Source organism: Psychromonas saccharinae, from assembly GCF_051201515.1.
GTDB lineage: Bacteria > Pseudomonadota > Gammaproteobacteria > Enterobacterales > Psychromonadaceae > Psychromonas.
In genome coordinates this window covers 3,828,673-3,848,072 of the sequence record NZ_CP195153.1, presented here as the reverse complement: position 1 = coordinate 3,848,072, position 19,400 = coordinate 3,828,673, and the positions used below count along the sequence as shown (strand labels likewise).

Sequence of the window (19,400 nt, the reverse complement as noted above, 5' to 3'; positions counted from 1 at the left end):
TATTTAACTGCAGTGCAAATGTTCAAGTGTTAATTGGATATAGGTGGATAATTATGAATAGATTAAACCCTCTTTTTTGCGCAGTCACTTTAGCGTTAAGTGCCTCTGCTGCACATGCAAGTTTAGATAACTTTATTAGTGATTCCACGGTAGATACAAAGTTACGAACTATCTACTACGACATGGATATGGATTATGACAAAACAGTCATGGGAATTGATTGGGATGTTGATGCAAGTATTGAGGATCTCGGTGCTTCAGCTTGGTTAAATTGGCAATCGGGTTGGTTGTTTAACGTCGTGGGTGTTGAACTGGGATATCAAGGTGCTCTGATTGCTTACCAAGATGGTACGGCTGATATGACCGATACAACCTATGGTATGTTTGATACGTCGGTAACCAGTGTTCAGTTTTATCAGGGAGATCCCGATGCTAGTTCTGCGGGAAAACTTGCTAATGCGAATATTAAATTCCGTATTGGTGACGACGATAATAACTTACAACTTAAAGTAGGGCGTTTTACTCCTACCATTTATGATTTATTGCATCGCCCTGATGTTACTTTTTACGCACTTAGTACACTCTACGAAGGGGCTCAATTATCGGGAGATTTGACCTGGAGTTGGGGAACAATTAATCCTTGGTTTAATTATTTTACGGGATATAGCAGTGAGCATAGCGATGAAACGTTGCACTTTAAAGATCTCGAGACAACTTCTGAGTACGATGCCTTTGATGCTATTTACAATGTTGGTTTTCATACCGAGACAGATTATTTTACAACCAGTGCTTCGTACTCCTATGCAGAAGATTATTTAAGTAATGGCATTATTGAATTTTATTCGGGTATTCCACTCTCTGTATTTGGTTTTAATACCGATGATGATCAGTATTATATTAAATATATGCTCAAATACGGAATGGAAAAAGGGTTAGGCAGTGTCAATGAAGACCATTCAACCGATGTCACGGAATTTGCGATTGGTATGCAAGCGGGAGAATTAGATTTTCTTGTTGGTGTGACTCAAGTCGGTGATGATAGTTTTTATGGGTTTGAAACTCAGGATGGTTATAACGCAGGTGGTGGTACGGCAGTCTGGGGAGATATGGCACTGTTAAATACCTTTAAACATGCAGGGCAACAAACGCTATTTCTTGTGGGGGGGTATAATTTAGATAGTTTAAATCTACCTAATTGGCGTATCCAAACAACCGTGGCGGCGGGAAGTGATATTGATATGGATAATTTAAGCACCGCTGAAAGTTATGCCGTTAATCAGGCCGATTATACCGAAACTGAAATCGATATTATTTATGCAAAAGATGGTTATCAAGGACAAGGGATGAGTTATCGTTTTACCTATGGTCAAGATAATAACTTTAATGCGAAAGGTGTTGGTTTATGGATTGAATATAATGGCGATTTAATGGCTGCGTTTAAATAATTTAAATGGGCTATGAGGCGAAAAATTGTTCTGTCATGGCCCATTTAGGTGACCTCGGTATATGCATGCAAATGAAATGTTTCCCTCTTTTTAATAAATAAACTAAAGTTATCGCTTACTCTCTAAGTGGTGGCTAACATGTCTAATTACACAATGATTATCGTTATTACGGTAATCGCATTATTTTTTACATTTCTACATATGCGCAGAACGAACGGGGTCGAAGATTCTATTCGTTTAGGCGTTGATTTTTTAGCTGATAATATTCAAAAGGAAGGGGTCGAAAGTACTGAATCTGGCTTACAGTATAAAGTGCTAGAAAAGGGCACGGGGGATAAACACCCGACCGCAACAAGCAAAGTAGAAGTTCATTACCATGGCACATTAATCGATGGTACTGTATTCGATAGTTCGGTAGAGCGCGGGAAGTCTCTTTCATTTCCTTTGAATCGTGTTATTTCTGGTTGGATTGAAGGTGTTCAATTAATGGTTGAAGGTGATAAATTTCGGTTTTATATTCCAAGTGAGTTGGCATACGGGCGACGTAAATTAGGAAAAATAAAAGCAGGATCAGTATTAATTTTCGAAATTGAGTTAATTGCAATAAAGTGATCTGACGTTTGATATCGGTCAGGTTGTGTTGTTTCACTCGACTAAGAAATCTAGTACAGTTACTTTTTTACATTATTTTAAAGGGTTTAGATCGTGCGTAATTGGTTAATAACAGGTGTTTTAGCTGTCATTTTTGTGTTTTTCTATATTCAACGTACTAATACCGTTGGGAATTTCCAAGAAAATATAAAAATAGGTGCAGCATTTTTAGAACAGAATGCATTAAAAGATGGTGTTATCAGTACAGATACAGGAATGCAATACAAAGTGTTATCTCGTGGTACAGGGACTGTTTTACCTAAACCTGACAGCAATGTAACGGTTAATTATGAAGGGAAGTTGGTTGATGGTACGGTCTTCGATAGTTCACTTGAGAAAAAACCAGTTTCTTTTGTCCTAAGTGATACGATTCCTGGTTGGAAACAAGGTATGCAATTAATGCGTGTGGGGGATAAATTCCGTTTCTTTATTCCAAGTACATTAGGTTACGGTGACCGGGATGTTGGGCAAATACCTGCTGGCTCATTATTGATTTTCGATGTTGAATTAATCAGAATTAATAATATGGATGTGAACGAAGGTATGCCGACAAAATAAATACTTATTTTATAACTACTCAGGCCGTCGCCCTTTAAGCTTATTTCATCGTTGAAAAATGCTCATTTAAACCATTAAACTGGGCTTTTTCGCCTTGAACTAAGCATAAATGGCTTATCCCTGAGCATTTACACTCTATTTATGACAAAACTCATGAAATTTTAAAGGGTGCTGAGTAGTTACCTTATTTTTTACAAATTGGTAAGTTCATAGAATGTGCCGTTATTACGACGACACGTTATTTTAATGATTTAATTTCTTCTATTCTGTCTATCTTTTCGGTACAAATTTCTTCTTCGGTCTTAACTCAAAATCAAACTCATCGGGGAAGAAAATAAGTCCCTCACTATTCTGATCTGGAAAGACAACAATTGATAGTTCATCGTCTTCTAATCCATGTGTCCAACGGTTACGCCACTTTTCGAGGGAGATAGGTTCTGGTTGGCAGTGTGACCATTCATCGGTTGCCCAAGCCTGTGCAAATTCTTTATTTGGCCAAACGGGCACGCAGTCTTCTTCATCTGTATTAAGCATGACACAGCCATGTTCATCCACTAATAACCAAATTTCTTTGTTTTGTAATACTTCTTTAATTAGGTATTCATAACGTTTCTGAGCATTGTATTGTTGGATAGTTTGTATTTGTTGTTGTTCAAGTGGAGCACTCATAAGCGGATTTCCTGTCTGTGAGTGATAATTGCAATGAATTGTGAAATCAAAAAAGGATAACGATTTACTGTTATCCCGTTAATTTAGCGTTTTTATTTACTTTTTGCTACTCGGTTTTTTAATTGAGATGGTAATTTTAATAATAGTAGCAGTAATAACCATAATGGATTTACTGCGCCACCACTACTACCTCCACTAAAGCTTGGGCTAGGGGAGTTAAACATCGGCTGATTAGTTTCCGTGGCTTGATCTGCACGATTATTAGCAACGGGTTGCTGTTGTTTTTGTTGTTGTGCAAGGTGTTCTTTTTCGACACGTTGTTTGTTGGTTTGTTTAATCCCAAGTTGTTCGAACACGGGTTCATCAACCACAATGATAGAGGTGTAATTGGTGACTAAGCCGTATTCTAGTGCAATATTTTTAATTGCTTGTTTGGTGTCATCAGATTCACCGAGATAATCCATTTCACTTTCTAATTGTTTGATTTTACTAAAAGCCCATAGACGCTCTAGCTCAGGATGAAGACTTTGACCATTGTCGAAATTGACCTTGGTTTTATAGCTGACTTTTTGCCCATTTACTTTGCCGGTTAGTTCAAGACTAGCGATTCCTTCACCGAAGTAATGCCCAAAGAATGTCAATTGTTGACCACGGTAAACACTGCTGAAATCTTCATTGCTCAGTTCACTGACACGAACACCCTCTATATTAAGTTTGATATCGCGCATGGCTTGATGTGTCATTTTGCTGGTGGCTAAAATAACTTGCCCCATTAAATCATCGGCATTAGAGATAGCAGCGTAAAAACCATGGGAGATGTTGCTCATTCCCTCTAATAATGGGCGGTTGGCGCTATTCCCCATAATAAAAGAATATAGGCGTACATCGCGTTTATCTAATAAGGTTAAGAATGATTTTTTCTCGGTTGTGCCGACATTTGCAACACCATCACTCATTAAAATAATCGCACTGGCACGATCTGCATCTAATTTGTTAAGTGCTTTTTCAACACCTGCATACAGATTTGTTCCTCCGCCTACGCCTATTTCAAGTATTTTATTTAAACTATTTTCTACATGTTCTGCTGTGACGGTTTGGTAACCGGAGGTTATATCTCGGGCATTATCATTAAAAGTGATGATTCTAAATCGGTCATTGCTTGGCAGTTTTGCTAATGCCTGACGGACGCCTTCGATTAAGGTTTCATATTTACCGCTCATTGAGCCGGACTTATCTAAAACAAAGATCCAATCTCGTTGACCTTGATTTAATGCAAGATCATCTCCTGGGGTGAGGGTAAGCTTAAAGGTACCTTGTTTTTTATCGGTTGCTCGATAATTGATTAAATCAACGCGACCCGGTAAATTTGGTTGGTGACGCCAATAAATAACGATATCTTTATCTAAATTCATTGGTTTACTTTCGGTGTTCGCTGTATTTTTTTCTGTGTTGATTGTATTTTCTTGATTATCAGACTGCGCATCGATTGGGTTGCCTAGGTGAGTCTCTCCCATTGATACTTTCCATTGTTGGTCATCGATTTTTGTATATTGTGCATTGGGATTATTGGGAATGCGCATGCCATCTAATGGATAGCTTGAACGAATGTCCATGGTAAATGAAAAGCGTTCCTGCACCGTGCTATTACGAGTCCAAAAATCTTCCTTTGCTTGATCAACACCGCCTTCTTCTAGTGGGTAAACATAACGTCCTAATCCAGTATCGATGCTTTCCTGTTGAAGGTATACCAATCGGATTTTTACTTGATCTTGTGCGGGAATAGGGAAAACACTCACGTCGAAGGTTTTATAACTGTCCTGCTCAACTAATGCGGTATTTTTGCCGGCAGCTTTTTGTTGCTGATAAATTTGTTTTGCCTGTTTCTTTGCGACAATTTCAGCGGTGACCTGTTTGCCGTTTATCCAGTAGGTAAATTCACCTACCGCAGCACCGTCTGGAACGGGAAAAGAGTAGACCGCTTCGAGTACTTGATTATTCGGGTTATCAAAGGTTTGCTCAACGGCAGTACGAGAATAACCATCTTGCACAACGACATGAACATCATGGGTTTTGATTTGTAAATCTTGATAGGATGCATTCTTCGGTTTTAATAGTCCGGCGCTGTAACTTGTTGTACTGACAAATAACGAGGCACCTAAGATTAACGCTGTTGTCCAATTTGAAACTTTCATGTCTTTCTTCCTTTGGTTGCTAAGTGAGAAAGACAATAAATCAGTATCGAAATAAGGTGAAGTTGAATAATAAAAGTATCGTTATGCGATACTTTGTGTCTCGAAAATTGCTATTTTTCTTTTCTTATTTCATTGAATAAACTGGAATCCCATTTACGTAGTGCTAAGACCATGGTGGTTCCGTGTTTCTCGTTCATCTTCAATGAAGCATCCTCATTACGAGATTCAGCAAAGCTACGACCGAGGGCTTGCATCTGTTTTTGAATGTCGGCATTAGTGCTAAGTGACAGTAAGCCGTTAATGACGATTAGTTTTTCTGTGGGTTGTTTAAAATGGCTATTGAAAAACTCTTGCTGTACACATTTTAGGAAAAAGCGTTGAATGGGCCCATCAGGTAACCAGGCAAAGTGAGTACTTATCTTTAATTTAAAGCGATTACCTGGCAGTAATTCAATAATATTGAGTTTATCGAGTTTGGCTAGCTTGCGGATACATTCGGGTTCAGTTAAGGAATATTCCTGAAGGATATCGATTAGCGTAAAACCATTAATAATACATACCGTGAAGAGTAATAATTGTAGATCGTCTGCGATTTCTTGCTCTTGTAATAAAGATAGATTATCTATTTTTTTGCTTTCGATGGTCATGGACAGTACCAGTTCAGCCATGGTGATCCCCATCATGTCACAAATTGACTCTAATCGTGTTAGGCTTATATTTCCTTCACTAAATAATCGTTTAACCGAAGCGTGACTAAGTTTTAAATGTGCGGCAACATCTTCATAGGTTTTTCTATGTGCTTTGAGTTGTGATTTTAATTCTTTAATTAGCGTTGTTGTTTGAGACATGTTAATACCGTTTAATTATGAAGGTATTACTATGTTATACCTTTTGGTGTGGATAGATAGACTTCTTCGGTTCGAATTGCAGTCTTTTTGATAGTCCGCATAATCAAGGAAAATTAACTAAATGGAGTTAGCAATGAACAAGTTATCTACAATTAAAGGGGCATGGCCCTATATTTTTGCGGTATTTTTAAATGCCTTTGTCGATTTAGGGCATAAAATTATTATTCAAAATACAATATTTAAGACCTACGATGCGCAGCAACAGGTTTTATTAACAGCCTTAGTCAATGGCCTTATTTTGATCCCTTTCATTTTATTACTGACACCTGCAGGTTTTATCTCCGATAGGCACCCTAAAAATAAAGTGATTCGTATTAGTGCTTGGGTCGCTGTGGTATTAACTATTGGTATAACGGTTTGTTATTACCTAGGGTTATTTTGGATTGCCTTTGCAATGACATTCTTATTGGCTGTTCAGTCAACGTTTTATTCGCCAGCGAAATTTGGTTATATCAAACCCTTATTTGGTAAGGAAAAATTAGCCGAGGCGAATGGCATGGTACAGGCCGTTTCAATTGTGGCTATTTTGGCGGGGACGTTAGTTTATTCGCTTTTATTCGAAACATTATATCAAGCCGAATCGTTAACGCCTTCATTGGTTTTACAAGATATGGCACCACTTGCATGGTTGTTGGTGATTAATTCAATTATTGAACTAACCATGGCTTATCGTTTACCGACGATAGAGCATGCCCAAAATTCTCATCGCTTTGATTGGAAAAAATACCGTACGGGTGAATACCTTAAAGAAAGTTTAAGTCCTTTTGTAAAACGTAAAGTTATTCGTCTTTCTATTATTGGTCTTGCAATGTTCTGGTCAATCGGACAAATGTTATTAGCGAGTTTCCCTGCCTATGCAAAGGAGAATTTCGCCGTCACTAATACGCTTATCATTCAAGCGACGATTGCGGCAACAGGTGTTGGGATCGCGCTAGGATCTTGGCTTGCTGCTCGTTGGTCAAAGAACCATATTGAAACGGGGTTGATTCCATTAGGCGCAACGGGGATTGCTGTGGCGTTATGGTTTTTACCGGCAATGGAGTCTTCCGTTGCACAAGCGGTTTGTTTTCTGGTGGTTGGCGTGATGGGGGGAATTTTTATCGTGCCCTTAAATGCTTTGATTCAATTTCATGCCGGTGATGGTGAGATGGGGAAGGTATTAGCGCTAAATAACTGGGTACAAAATATTGGTATGGCAAGCTTTTTGGTGATTACAGCTGGTTTTTCTTTTTACGGTTTTGATAGTGAGTTTTTATTAGTTTTCACTGCAATAATTGCCATTTTCGGTGGTCTATATACAGTTTATACCTTGCCCCAAAGCTTGGTGCGAATCATGTTAAGTTGGTCTATCTCTCGTCATTATAAAGTTTCTGTTCAGGGGATGAAAAATATTCCAGAGCAAGGCGGTGTGTTGTTACTTGGCAATCATATTAGTTGGGTCGATTGGGCTATTTTACAGATTGCTTGCCCACGTCCGGTACGCTTTGTGATGGATAAAAAAATCTACTCTCGTTGGTATTTGTCTTGGTTCTTTAAAGCATTAGGCTGTATTGCTATCGATTCTTCAGCTTCAAGTAAGCGCTCGCTCACTACAATTGCTGAAATTTTAGATCAAGGTGATGTGGTGGCTTTATTTCCAGAGGGGGCGATTAGCCGTAATGGCCATCTTGGTGAATTCAAACGTGGTTTTGAATTAGCATGCCGTAAAACAGAACAAGACGTGTCTATCATTCCATTTTATATCCGTGGATTATGGGGTAGTAAGTTCAGTCGTTCATCGGATAAGTTAAAAGAAGTCCGTAGACAGGGGCTATTTCGCGATTTAGTTGTTGCCTTCGGTAGCACAATGGATAAACAAGCCAAGGCTGAACAGGTCAAACAGAGTGTCTTTGATTTGTCTGTTTCATCTTGGAAAGAGCACGCTGAAGATTTACCAAATATCGGTAGTGCTTGGATAGATACGGTGAAGTCGATTGGTGCACAAACATCGATTATTGATACGAATGGGACGACGCTGACTGGACAACAAAGTTTAGTTGGTGCGATCGGTTTAAGTAAGCAAATTAAAAAAGATTGTAAAACACAAAATGTTGGTTTGCTGCTGCCGACCAGTGCGGGTGGTGTGTTAGCGAATATGGCGACGATTCTGGCGGGTAAAACCATTGTTAACTTGAATTATACCGCCAGTGTTGAAGCAATTGAAAATGCCATTGAACAGGCGAAAATAACCCACGTTTATACTTCAACATTGTTTATGAAAAAGCTCCAAAAGCGTGGTATCGATTTATCTGAATTATTAAAAGGTGTGCAGGTTGAATATCTTGAAGACAGTATTAAGCGGGTTAAAAAGTCCCATAGTTTAGTCCGTTTACTATTAGTAAAATGTTTACCCGCATCGTTATTAAAATTATTGTTTTTAAAAGAAGTTGATGCACAACAGCCCGCTGCTATTTTATTTTCCAGTGGTAGTGAAGGGGCACCTAAGGGAGTCATGCTCAGCCACACCAATATTATGGCAAATTTAAAACAGGTTTCCGATGTATTAAATACCCAAGATAATGAAGTGATATTGAGTTCTTTACCGTTATTTCATGCCTTTGGTTTAACCGTGACACAATTCTTACCTTTGGTAGAAGGGTTACCTTTGGTATGTCATGCTGATCCAACCGATGCGGTGGGAATTGGTAAAGCGGTGGCAAAACATCAAGTAACCTTTATGTGTGCAACGTCTACCTTCCTACGCTTATATGCTAAGAATAGAAAAGTACTACCATTGATGTTTGATTCATTACGTATTGTTGTAGCAGGCGCAGAGAAGTTAAATGAACAAGTTAAAGCTGACTTTGAAGCTAAATTTAATAAACGTATTTTGGAAGGTTATGGTACCACTGAAACAACACCAGTAGTGAGTGTTAACATGCCAGATAATTTAGATCAGCAAAACTGGCAAGTGCAGGTGGGTGGTAAAATGGGCACCGTCGGGATGCCGCTTCCAGGAAGTAGCTTTAAAATAGTCGACCCTGATAGCTTTGAGGAATTACCCGTTGATCAAGCTGGATTGATTTTAATTGGTGGTGCACAAATCATGCTTGGTTATTTGAATAATTCAGAGAAAACCCAACAGGTAATTAAGCAGATTAATGGAGAGCGTTGGTATATTTCTGGCGATAAGGGAAAAATAGATAACGATGGTTTTTTAACTATCCTCGATCGTTATTCTCGATTCGCTAAGCTCGGTGGCGAGATGATTAGTTTAAGTGCTGTCGAACAAGCGGTATTAAAAGCGAATAACAACGATCTTGAATTAGTGGCTGTTAACGTTGAAGATCCTCAAAAGGGTGAAAGTATTATTTTATTACATCAAGGTGAAGTGGATAGCAGTGCCCTTAAACAGGCGATGTTAGCCGATGGATGTAATCCGTTAATGATACCGAAACGTTGGGTTGAAGTAGAAGACATTCCTAAATTAGGTGCTGGTAAAACCGACTTCAGTCAGGCTAAAAAGTTAGCGCTAACGTTAGTTTAAATTGAAAGGGGCTATTATGCATCGCGTGGTAGCCCTTTTTCCACTGCTTTGACTAACCGTTGAGTAAGGCGTTCATTTACGATTGGGATATGGTGGCTATGTTGTTCAAGTGCCCATTCAATATGTTCATTAACTAATGCCGAATCACTATCGTCGAGTTTCTCCTGTAAAGCATTTATGACCGCTGGTGTAGTCGGCGCATTTCCTAAGGCTACTGCAATATTACGCAACCATCGTTGGTAGCCGATACGACGAATCGGGGAACCCTCTGTATGACTGAGAAACTGCGCTTCGGTCCATGCAAAAAGACTTAATAAAGACTGTTTTTTCAATTGAGAACGGATTTGATAATCCAATTCTTCAGTAAGGCTGGCAAAACGATTCCAAGGACAGATTAACTGGCAATCATCACAGCCATAAATTCGATTACCAATGGCTTTTCGAAATTCAACTGGAATAGGTCCTTGTAATTCTATCGTCAAATAAGAGATACAGCGTCTCCCATCGACTATATAAGGCGCGACAATTGCTTGGGTTGGGCAAATTTTTAAACAGGCAACGCAATGACCACATTGATTTTCTACGGGTTTATCGATGGGTAGTGGGAGATCAATTAATAATTCTCCAATAAAAAACCATGATCCGGCATCTTCATCAAGAAGAAGTGAATGCTTACCTGTCCAGCCTAGCCCTGCTTTTTCAGCTAAGGGGCGTTCTAAAATCGGTGCACTATCAACAAAGGGGCGGTATCCTAATTGACCCACTTCCTGTTCGATTTTTTGACCAAGTTGTTTAAGCTTTTTTCGCAATACTTTATGGTAATCGCGACCTAGTGCATAGCGGCTAATATATGCATCTTCATTGTTTTTTAAGTTATCGGCAAATTGCGCATCTTCAGGTAAGTAATCCATTCTCGCAGAAATAACACGTACGGTACCCGGTAGTAATTCATTGGGGCGAGCGCGTTTCATACCGTGTTTTTCCATGTAGTCCATTTCGCCATGATAATTGTTATCTAACCATTGTTGTAAACCCGCTTCATTATCGGTTAAATCAATATCGGTGATGCCTACTTTTTGAAATCCTAGTGCTTTCCCCCATAGTTTGATATTTTCACTAAGTTGAACTAAATCAAGTTGATCCTTTTTAATTGCCGCTTGTTCAACTAAATTTATGGGAGTGACCATTCTTTATACCTTTACGAGGAAATATCATTATGTTTTCTGACCAGATTAAAACTAAATGCAGTTTACCATATTCTTTATATCCTGCTCAGCAGATAAAGCAATTTGAAGGGCAAGCTGCTGCATCAGTCGATCGTAGTCTTTACGATTTAATGAAATGTGCGGGGGAAGCTTGTTATCAGGTTTTTAATATGTATTTTCCCGATGCACAACGTGTGTTAGTACTCACTGGTAGAGGTAATAATGGTGGCGATGGTTATGTCTTTGCAACCCATGCGAAACGGGCAGGATTATCGGTGCAGCTTTGCCATATGGGCGACCCGAGTCAATTAACTGGAGATGCAAAGTTAGCAAAACAAAATTGGTTAGCTGAAAAGGGAGCTATCGAAGATATTGAACAGATTGATTTTGCAACTGCAGATGTGATTGTCGATGCCTTACTGGGGACCGGATTATCTGGTCCGTTACGCGTTGACTATCAACGGTTAATTTGTAAAATAAATCAATCGGATAAGCCTGTATTAAGTGTCGATGTCCCTTCTGGATTAAACGCTGATAATGGGACGATTAGTGATGTTGCAGTTAAAGCCGTTGCCACGATTACTTTTGTTGGTTTAAAGCAAGGCTTGTTTACTGGACGTGCTGCAGAATATTGCGGGCAAATTTATTTTTCAGGTTTAGGAATTACGGATCAATTTGCACTTTTAGCAAAAAGTGATGTCACAAGAGTGACTTATCAACAATTAAGCCGATTATTAGCCCCTAGAAACAGAGTTAGTCATAAAGGATCTTTTGGTCGAAGTTTATTGATTGGTGGCAATATTGGGATGCCGGGTGCAATTCGATTGGCTTCTGAAGCTTGTTTACGTTCGGGATCAGGTCTCGTAAAAGTATTGACGCGATCTGAAAACCAAGATGTCGTTATGGCTGGGCGGCCGGAATTGATGCTTGCGCAAATAGATGTTGATACTCTAGATAACACAAGTTTATTAAATTGGGCGACTAATTTAGTGGTTGGGCCTGGATTGGGTCACGATGAGTGGGCAAAAAAATTATTTAGCGTCGCGTTTGCAACGGATTTACCACTTGTACTCGATGCCGATGGTTTGAACTTTTTAGCTGAAAACCCTGCCCGAAGAGACAGGTGGATTTTAACGCCTCATCCGGGAGAGGCCGCAAGGTTGCTTGGTTGTTCCGTCGCACAAATTGAACAAGATAGATTGACGGCAGTGAAAGAATTGCAACTGATTTTTGGTGGGGTGGTGGTATTAAAAGGTGCTGGCACTTTAATTTGTGATGGAAAACGAATATATATTGCAAATGTAGGCAATCCTGGCATGGCAAGTGGTGGCATGGGCGACGTGCTTTCTGGTATTATAGGCGGTTTATTAGCGCAGGGTTTAGATTTGTTGCAGGCAACGATGTTGGCTGTGTGTATTCATGGTATGGCGGGTGATCTTGCCGCAGAAAAAGGTGAGCGTGGCTTATTAGCCAGTGATTTGTTCCCTTATATTAGGAAATTAGTAAATCCCAAATGAGTAAATTATTTACAAAAAAATTAGTCGATGCAGACCAAACCGTTGCTTTTGGACATGAATTAAGTGTTGCTTGTAAAGAGGCGACTTGTATCTATTTGCATGGTGATTTAGGTGCTGGGAAAACAACATTAACACGTGGATTTATCCAAGGGTTAGGCCATATTGGCAATGTAAAAAGTCCAACCTATACCTTGGTTGAACCCTATGAATTAGCTAATTGGCAGGTTTACCATTTTGATTTGTATCGCCTGGGTGATCCTGAAGAGCTTGAATTTATGGGGATTCGTGATTATTTTACCGAAACAAGTCATTGTTTGATCGAATGGCCTGAACGTGGTGAGGGGATTTTACCTCAGCCCGATATTGATTTAACACTGACCTATGTTGAACAACAACGTGTGGTTGAGTTAAGAGCAAATAATGAGCTAGGAAACAGAGTGTTAAATCAACTATGAAATTAATTGTGCAATCTTTCCTTCGTTTTTTATTGTTGCTGGTATTCTCTTCGGCAGGCTTGTGGGCATCCGCAAGTGTTGCACAGACAAATCATATTAAAGGGGTCAGAATTTGGCCTTCGCCTGATAATACACGCATTGTTTTAGATCTTTCAGAGAAGCCTGATTATAAGATCCATTATTTAAAGAACCCCGATAGATTGCTTATTGATTTGAAATCAACGCTTAGTATCGTGAATGTCAGCTCATTGAAAAAAAACGGTCCACTTGTAAAACGACTGAGAAAATCTGACAGTGGCGAAAAGGGAACTTATCGTATTGTTGTCGATTTAGAAAAAGAGACAAAAGCACGAGTCTTCACGTTAGCACCAGAAAAACCCTATGGTCATCGCTTAGTCCTTGACCTTCCTCATAGTGAAACAAAACCCAAAGCGATTACGCCTGCACCCACACCCGTTCAGAATAAAGTTACCGCTTATCCCGTTGGCAGAGACATTATTATTGCTATTGATGCTGGGCATGGTGGCGAAGATCCTGGTGCCTTAGGCAAATACAGTTACGAAAAAAATATCACCCTCGATCTTGCAAAACGCCTGCAAAAACTAATCAATAAACAACCCGGTATGAGTGCGTTTTTAGTACGAACAGGGGATTATTTTATTAATTTAAATCAACGTTCAGCCATAGCGCGTAAGAAAAAAGCAGACTTTTTAGTCTCCATTCATGCCGATGGTTTTACTTCGAGTAAACCGCGTGGAGCTTCAGTCTGGGTACTTTCCAATCGTCGTGCAACGTCAGAACTTGGTCGATGGATGGAAAAACATGAAGCACATTCTGAATTATTAGGCGGTGCTGGTGACTTAATACAAGATTCCAGTAGCGTACCGTTTTTAACTGAGATGTTTTTAGATATGTCCATGGGGAACGCGATGGATGTTGGTTATCATGCAGGTAATCTTGTTGTGCAAGAATTAAAGAAAGTCACCATGATGCATAAACCGCGTCCTGTTCACGCCAGTTTAGCGGTATTAAAATCGCCAGACATTCCTTCAATTTTAGTCGAGGCTGGTTTTATTACGAATCCGACGGAAGAACGTTTATTAAATCAAGCGGAACACCAAGATAAAATTGCAAATGCTGTATTTACAGGTATTTACAAACATTTCGTTGATGCGCCGCCTCAGCATACGTTATTTGCTCAGAAAAAACGTTCGATTAAACATATCGTGCGTAAAGGTGAATCTTTATCTGTGCTTGCGGCAAGATACAGTGTGTCGATGAAGGAGTTATTGTCCTATAACAACCTCCATTCCAATGGCTTACGTATTGGCCAAATTATTAAAATACCGCCTAATTATCAGCTTGCAGTTGAAGGGACACCGTTACTTGCTTCGGCTAAGCAGCAAACCGTTGCAACACATCATGTTAAACGCGGAGAATCCCTGTCTGTTATTGCGCAACAATATGGTAAAAGTTTACAGGAAATTAAACGTTATAATAATTTAAGCTCAACCACTATATCCGTTGGACAGAAGATTAACATACCCGGACAAGCCGTTGTGGTTGTTCAACCAGTGACCGTTGCTCCACCTGTTCAAACTACGCAGGTTATCGATTATAAGGTTAAGGCTGGTGATTCATTGTCCGTGATTGCGAGTCGTTACGGTAAGAGTACCAGTGAATTAAAAGAGTATAATAAACTTAAATCGACTTCGGTCTGGGTTGGTCAGAAGCTTAAAATCCCAGGTCAAAAAGTTGATGTAGTTGACACTGTTCATGCTAAGCCTGCACCGGTACAATTCCAAACGGTGGCTTATCAAGTGAAACCAGGTGATTCATTATCGGTGATTGCGAGCCGTTACGGTAAAACCACCAGTGAATTAAAAGAGTACAATAAACTTAAATCGACCTCGGTCTGGGTAGGACAAAAACTTAAGATTCCTGGTCAGCAAGTGGATGCTACTGAAAGCGTTAAGGCCACCCCGACACTAGCCCCCCAAAAAACGATTACGTATAAGGTTAAACCTGGCGAATCTTTGTCTGTGATTGCCAGCCGTTATGGCAAAAGCATGGGAGAGTTAAAAGATTATAATAAATTAAAATCGACGTCATTGTGGGTCGGTCAGAAACTTAAGATCCCTGGTCAGCAAAGTGATGTTGTTGAAACGACCAGTGTTACTTCGACGACCACTCCGGCGCCTCTACAAACTAGTACTTATAGGGTTAAACCGGGTGAATCTTTATCAGTTATTGCAAGTCGATATGGTAAAAGTACGAGCGAGCTGAAGGAGTATAATAAGTTAAAATCAACCTCTTTATGGGTTGGTCAAAAGCTTAAAATACCGGGCGATCATATTGATGTAGCAGATGCGACGAAAGTAAAACCCGCTTCTGCGCCATTAGAAACGATTACGTACACCGTTAAGCCGGGTGAGTCATTATCCGTAATCGCAAGTCGTTATGGTAAAAGTACAGGTGAATTAAAAGATTATAATAGATTGAAATCCACGTCACTGTGGGTGGGACAGAAGCTTAAAATACCTGGTGACAATATTAATGTGGTGAAAACGGAGAAAGTAGAACCCGCGCCATTAAAAACTATCACGTATACGGTCAAACCGGGAGAGTCGTTATCCGTAATCGCGAGTCGTTATGGTAAAGGTACCAGTGAATTAAAAGATTATAATAAGTTAAAATCAACCTCATTGTGGGTGGGACAAAAACTTAAAATACCGGGGCAGAAAGCAGAATCAGTCGCGCCAATTGTTGCTTTATCAGAAACGGTTACACATACGGTTAAGTCGGGCGAATCTTTATCGGTGATTGCAAGCCATTATGGTAAAGGAACTAATGAATTAAAAGCCTTTAACAACCTTAAATCTACGTCTTTGAAAGTAGGTCAAAAACTGAAAATTCCAGGACAACACTCGAATGTTTCTAAAATAGTTAAAGTTAGCGCACCCAAAAATGTCGTTCATCGAGTTAAATCGGGTGAGTCTTTATCGGTGATTGCAAATCAATATGGTCGAAGTACCAGTGAGTTAAAAGCCTATAACAATTTAAAGACGAGTGCTATTAAGGTTGGCCAGCGAATTAAAATTCCAGATGCTAATTACCGCCAGCCTGTTGCGGTTGCTAAGCCGAAAGTTGTTAGTCATAAAGTAAAAAGTGGCGAATCATTGTCAGTTATTGCAAATCGTTATGGCACAACGTCAACCGTTTTAAAAGCTTATAATAACCTTAGCTCTAGTGTATTACGTGTTAATCAAACGATTAAAGTGCCGATGACTTCAACTCAGTTCACTAAACACAAAGTTAGAAGTGGTGAGTCCTTATCGGTGATTGCGAGTCGTTATGGGACAACAACACGGCTATTAAAAGCATTTAATCAGTTAAGCTCCAACTCTTTATCCGTAGGGCAAGTTTTAACTGTACCTACCACATAATTATTAGGGATTTTTAGCTAATGCCTATTCAAATATTACCCGCTCGACTCGCCAACCAAATTGCTGCTGGTGAAGTCGTTGAGCGTCCCGCTTCCGTTGTTAAAGAGTTAGTTGAAAATAGCTTAGATGCCGGAGCAACACAGATTGAGATTGATATTGAAAAGGGCGGCGCTAAGTGTATTCGTGTCAAAGATAATGGAAAGGGCGTCGATAAAGATCAATTGACGCTGGCTTTGAGTCGACATGCAACCAGTAAAATAAGTAATCTTGATGATTTAGAGGCGATAGTTAGTCTTGGTTTTCGTGGTGAAGCACTCGCTAGTGTCAGTTCCGTTTCTCGTTTAACTTTTACATCAAAAACCGCAGAACAAGATCAGGCTTGGCAAGCCATTGCTGAAGGGCGAGATATGCAGGTCAATGTTCAGCCTGCTGCTCACCCACAAGGAACAACAGTTGAAGTATTAGATTTATTTTTTAATACGCCGGCGCGCCGTCGGTTTCTTAAAACTGAAAAAACAGAATTTCAACATATTGAAGAATTAATTCGACGTGTTGCATTAAGTTGTTTTGATATTGGTTTTGTGTTGAAACATAACGGTAAGATTGTCCATCAATATCGTGCTGCAACGACGCAAGCTCAAAAAGAAAAACGCCTTGCTTCTATCTGTAGCGATAGTTTTGTGCGTGGCGCATTGCATTTTCAAAGTGAGGACAAAGATTTAAAAATATCGGGTTGGATAACCGATAGCAGCTCACTGCGTGGTACAACAGATGTGCAATATTGTTATATTAATGGGCGAATGATCCGCGATAAGTTAGTGAATCATGCGATTAAGCAGGTGTTTGCTTTTCAACAGCTTGATGGAAAGTTTCCTGGGTATGTGATTTATATTGAATGTGATCCCGAAGAAGTCGATGTGAATGTGCATCCTTCGAAGCATGAAGTACGTTTCCACCAAGCGCGTTGGGTGCACGATTTTATCGTAAGTGCATTAAGTGAAGTACTCAACCAAGGCATATTGAATAATCAAGACGTCTTTGCAGCGCCTGAACAAACGGTAAGTCATGATTATCAACCCCACGAAAATCCGCAATCAGAACAAAACTATGACCGCCGTGAAAATGAACCTCGTCATGCATTTTCTAGCACTGGAAATTATCAAGGCGGATATTCGAAACCTAGTATTGATGCCAAGCAAGTGAATGCTTATTGTGATTTTGTTAGTGAAGCTCAAGTGCCGATTAGCATGCCTGATAAACTCAAATATCAACAACATGGGGCATTAGGTCAAATCGTGGCGTTTATCAATCATACGCACTTACTGTTTCAATTAAATGACGATCAAAATATCGTGAATACGGCAACGTCTCTGGTGGTTGTATCGTTAAATCATGCTGATATTGTACTTAAACAGAATGAGCTATTTTCCGCCTGGGAGAATGGAGAGGTGATAGCACAACCACTGTTATTACCGGTTCGTATTCAGCTTGAATCTACATTGTTATCGGTTTGTGATCGCTTTAATCGTTTATTAGAAAGGCTTGGTTTTAGTGTTAAAATTCAAGCGAATAAATTGATTATTAGTAAAGTACCTGCATTATTACGGCAGGTACCTTTAGCTAAAATATTCCCCCTACTGATTGAGTATTTGAGTCACCAAAATGGTGAAATGGATGAATCACAGGTTAATGATTTCTGTTGTTTTCTCGTGAATACATTTAAACAGCATCAATTAGATAGTAAGTCCTGGAGTGCACAATCAGCCAATGAACTCATTGACTTGCTGATAAATTTATTCCCTGAAAAATTAAAAGAAAGTCAGGGGACTGTCTTTTTTGAACCCGACTTAACATTATTACTGCAAGGCTTTTCAAATGAGTAACTATCCTACCGCACTTTTTTTAATGGGGCCGACTGCGTCTGGTAAAACAGATTTAGCGATTAAATTAGCGCAAGAATGCAATTGCGAAATTATCAGTGTCGATTCAGCACTTATTTATAAAAGTATGGATATTGGTACTGCAAAGCCAACTCCTGAAGAGTTAGCAAAAGCGCCGCACGCACTGGTGGATATTATTGATCCCCTTGAGTCCTATTCCGTGGGGGATTTTCGTCATGATGCACTGCAATTAATGAAAGAAATTTGCGACCGTGGTAATACGCCATTGTTAGTTGGCGGCACCATGATGTATTACAAGGCCTTAGTCGATGGGTTATCTCCATTACCTAGTGCAGATCCTGTTATTCGTGCCGAGATTGAAAAACAAGCTGAGTATGAAGGTTGGCAGGCAATGCATGATCTTCTTTATGAAATTGATCCGGTTTCAGCGAACCGCATTCATGTTAATGATCCTCAGCGATTGTCACGTGCAATTGAGGTGTATCGTATTTCGGGGAAAAGTTTAACTGAATTAACCGCTATAAAAAGCGAGCCTATTCCCTATCATATTAAACAGTTTGCTATTGCGCCTACTGAAAAAGCCGTTTTGCATCAACGTATTGAAAAACGCTTCGATTTGATGTTAAAAGCGGGATTTGAACAGGAAGTACAAGCGCTTCGCGACCGTGGCGATTTACATTTAGACTTGCCTTCCATGCGCTGTGTCGGCTATCGTCAGATGTGGGAGTATTTACAGGGGAGTATGGATTATGATGAAATGGTTTTTCGTGGTGTAGTCGCAACCCGCCAATTAGCTAAAAGGCAGATGACTTGGCTCCGTGGTTGGAAAGATGTTACCTGGTTAGAAAGTGGAAATGCCGAAAACTTTGATTTAATAAAATCAGCGATATAGAACGCAGCCAACCCACTTATAGTCAGACTTTTTAT

At 39.7% G+C, this 19,400-nt stretch carries 12 protein-coding genes and 2 pseudogenes; 10 read left to right on the top strand and 4 right to left on the bottom strand.

All coding sequences use genetic code 11. The annotated features are described in order from the left end of the window. Positions 1–53: 53 nt before the first annotated feature. From ACR30L_RS17250 to ACR30L_RS17240, 3 genes are all read left to right on the top strand, one after another. On the top strand, positions 54–1,445 hold the full coding sequence (locus ACR30L_RS17250; RefSeq protein ID WP_435235467.1) for an OprD family outer membrane porin: 1,392 nt from the start codon (positions 54–56) through the stop codon (positions 1,443–1,445). A gap of 138 nt (positions 1,446–1,583) precedes the next feature. Then, a complete protein-coding gene (locus ACR30L_RS17245; RefSeq protein ID WP_435235466.1) occupies positions 1,584–2,057 on the top strand; it encodes an FKBP-type peptidyl-prolyl cis-trans isomerase in 474 nt (157 codons plus the stop codon). 93 nt (positions 2,058–2,150) lie between these two features. Beyond that, on the top strand, positions 2,151–2,654 hold the full coding sequence (locus ACR30L_RS17240) for an FKBP-type peptidyl-prolyl cis-trans isomerase (RefSeq protein WP_435235465.1): 504 nt from the start codon (positions 2,151–2,153) through the stop codon (positions 2,652–2,654). Positions 2,655–2,924: 270 nt separating this feature from the next. On the opposite strand, the gene ACR30L_RS17235 is transcribed toward ACR30L_RS17240, so the two are convergent. The 3 genes from ACR30L_RS17235 to ACR30L_RS17225 all read right to left on the bottom strand — a co-directional run bounded on the left by ACR30L_RS17235 (position 2,925) and on the right by ACR30L_RS17225 (position 6,363). Then, positions 2,925–3,323, bottom strand: a complete 399-nt coding sequence (locus ACR30L_RS17235) for a DUF2750 domain-containing protein (protein ID WP_435235464.1) — start codon at positions 3,321–3,323, stop codon at positions 2,925–2,927. A gap of 92 nt (positions 3,324–3,415) precedes the next feature. Then, entirely contained in the window at positions 3,416–5,515 is a 2,100-nt protein-coding gene (locus ACR30L_RS17230; RefSeq protein WP_435235463.1) for a VIT and vWA domain-containing protein, read from the bottom strand. A 110-nt stretch (positions 5,516–5,625) separates the two neighbouring features. Further along, positions 5,626–6,363: a helix-turn-helix domain-containing protein gene (locus tag ACR30L_RS17225; protein ID WP_435235462.1), complete on the bottom strand. Its 738-nt coding sequence runs from the start codon at positions 6,361–6,363 to the stop codon at positions 5,626–5,628. Positions 6,364–6,496: 133 nt separating this feature from the next. Between ACR30L_RS17225 and ACR30L_RS17220 the strand changes: the two genes are divergently transcribed. Next, positions 6,497–9,949 (top strand): acyl-[ACP]--phospholipid O-acyltransferase, encoded by a 3,453-nt coding sequence (locus tag ACR30L_RS17220; RefSeq protein ID WP_435235461.1) that lies wholly within the window; start codon positions 6,497–6,499, stop codon positions 9,947–9,949. A 14-nt stretch (positions 9,950–9,963) separates the two neighbouring features. Here the strand turns inward: ACR30L_RS17220 and queG are convergent, their stop codons facing one another. After that, positions 9,964–11,136 carry a tRNA epoxyqueuosine(34) reductase QueG gene (queG, locus tag ACR30L_RS17215; RefSeq protein ID WP_435235460.1) on the bottom strand — a complete coding sequence of 391 codons (1,173 nt, stop codon included), beginning with the start codon at positions 11,134–11,136 and terminating at the stop codon, positions 9,964–9,966. Positions 11,137–11,165: 29 nt separating this feature from the next. Between queG and ACR30L_RS17210 the strand changes: the two genes are divergently transcribed. The 6 genes and pseudogenes from ACR30L_RS17210 (at position 11,166) to miaA (ending at position 19,365) form a co-directional block, all read left to right on the top strand. Beyond that, positions 11,166–12,671, top strand: a complete 1,506-nt coding sequence (locus ACR30L_RS17210; protein ID WP_435235459.1) for an NAD(P)H-hydrate dehydratase — start codon at positions 11,166–11,168, stop codon at positions 12,669–12,671. Beyond that, the gene (gene tsaE / locus ACR30L_RS17205) at positions 12,668–13,126 is read left to right on the top strand and encodes a tRNA (adenosine(37)-N6)-threonylcarbamoyltransferase complex ATPase subunit type 1 TsaE (RefSeq protein ID WP_435235458.1); all 459 of its coding nucleotides are present in this window, start codon (positions 12,668–12,670) and stop codon (positions 13,124–13,126) included. Before ACR30L_RS17210 ends, tsaE begins: the two co-directional genes overlap by 4 nt. Beyond that, positions 13,123–14,268 (top strand): annotated as a pseudogene (locus ACR30L_RS17200) (N-acetylmuramoyl-L-alanine amidase); the annotation flags it as partial. The gene tsaE and the pseudogene ACR30L_RS17200, both read left to right, overlap by 4 nt. A gap of 2,160 nt (positions 14,269–16,428) precedes the next feature. Next, positions 16,429–16,572 (top strand): annotated as a pseudogene (locus ACR30L_RS17195) (LysM peptidoglycan-binding domain-containing protein); the annotation flags it as partial. 20 nt (positions 16,573–16,592) lie between these two features. Further along, entirely contained in the window at positions 16,593–18,455 is a 1,863-nt protein-coding gene (gene mutL / locus ACR30L_RS17190; protein ID WP_435235457.1) for a DNA mismatch repair endonuclease MutL, read from the top strand. Beyond that, positions 18,448–19,365, top strand: a complete 918-nt coding sequence (miaA, locus tag ACR30L_RS17185; protein WP_435235456.1) for a tRNA (adenosine(37)-N6)-dimethylallyltransferase MiaA — start codon at positions 18,448–18,450, stop codon at positions 19,363–19,365. Before mutL ends, miaA begins: the two co-directional genes overlap by 8 nt. The last annotated feature ends 35 nt before the right edge of the window (positions 19,366–19,400 follow it).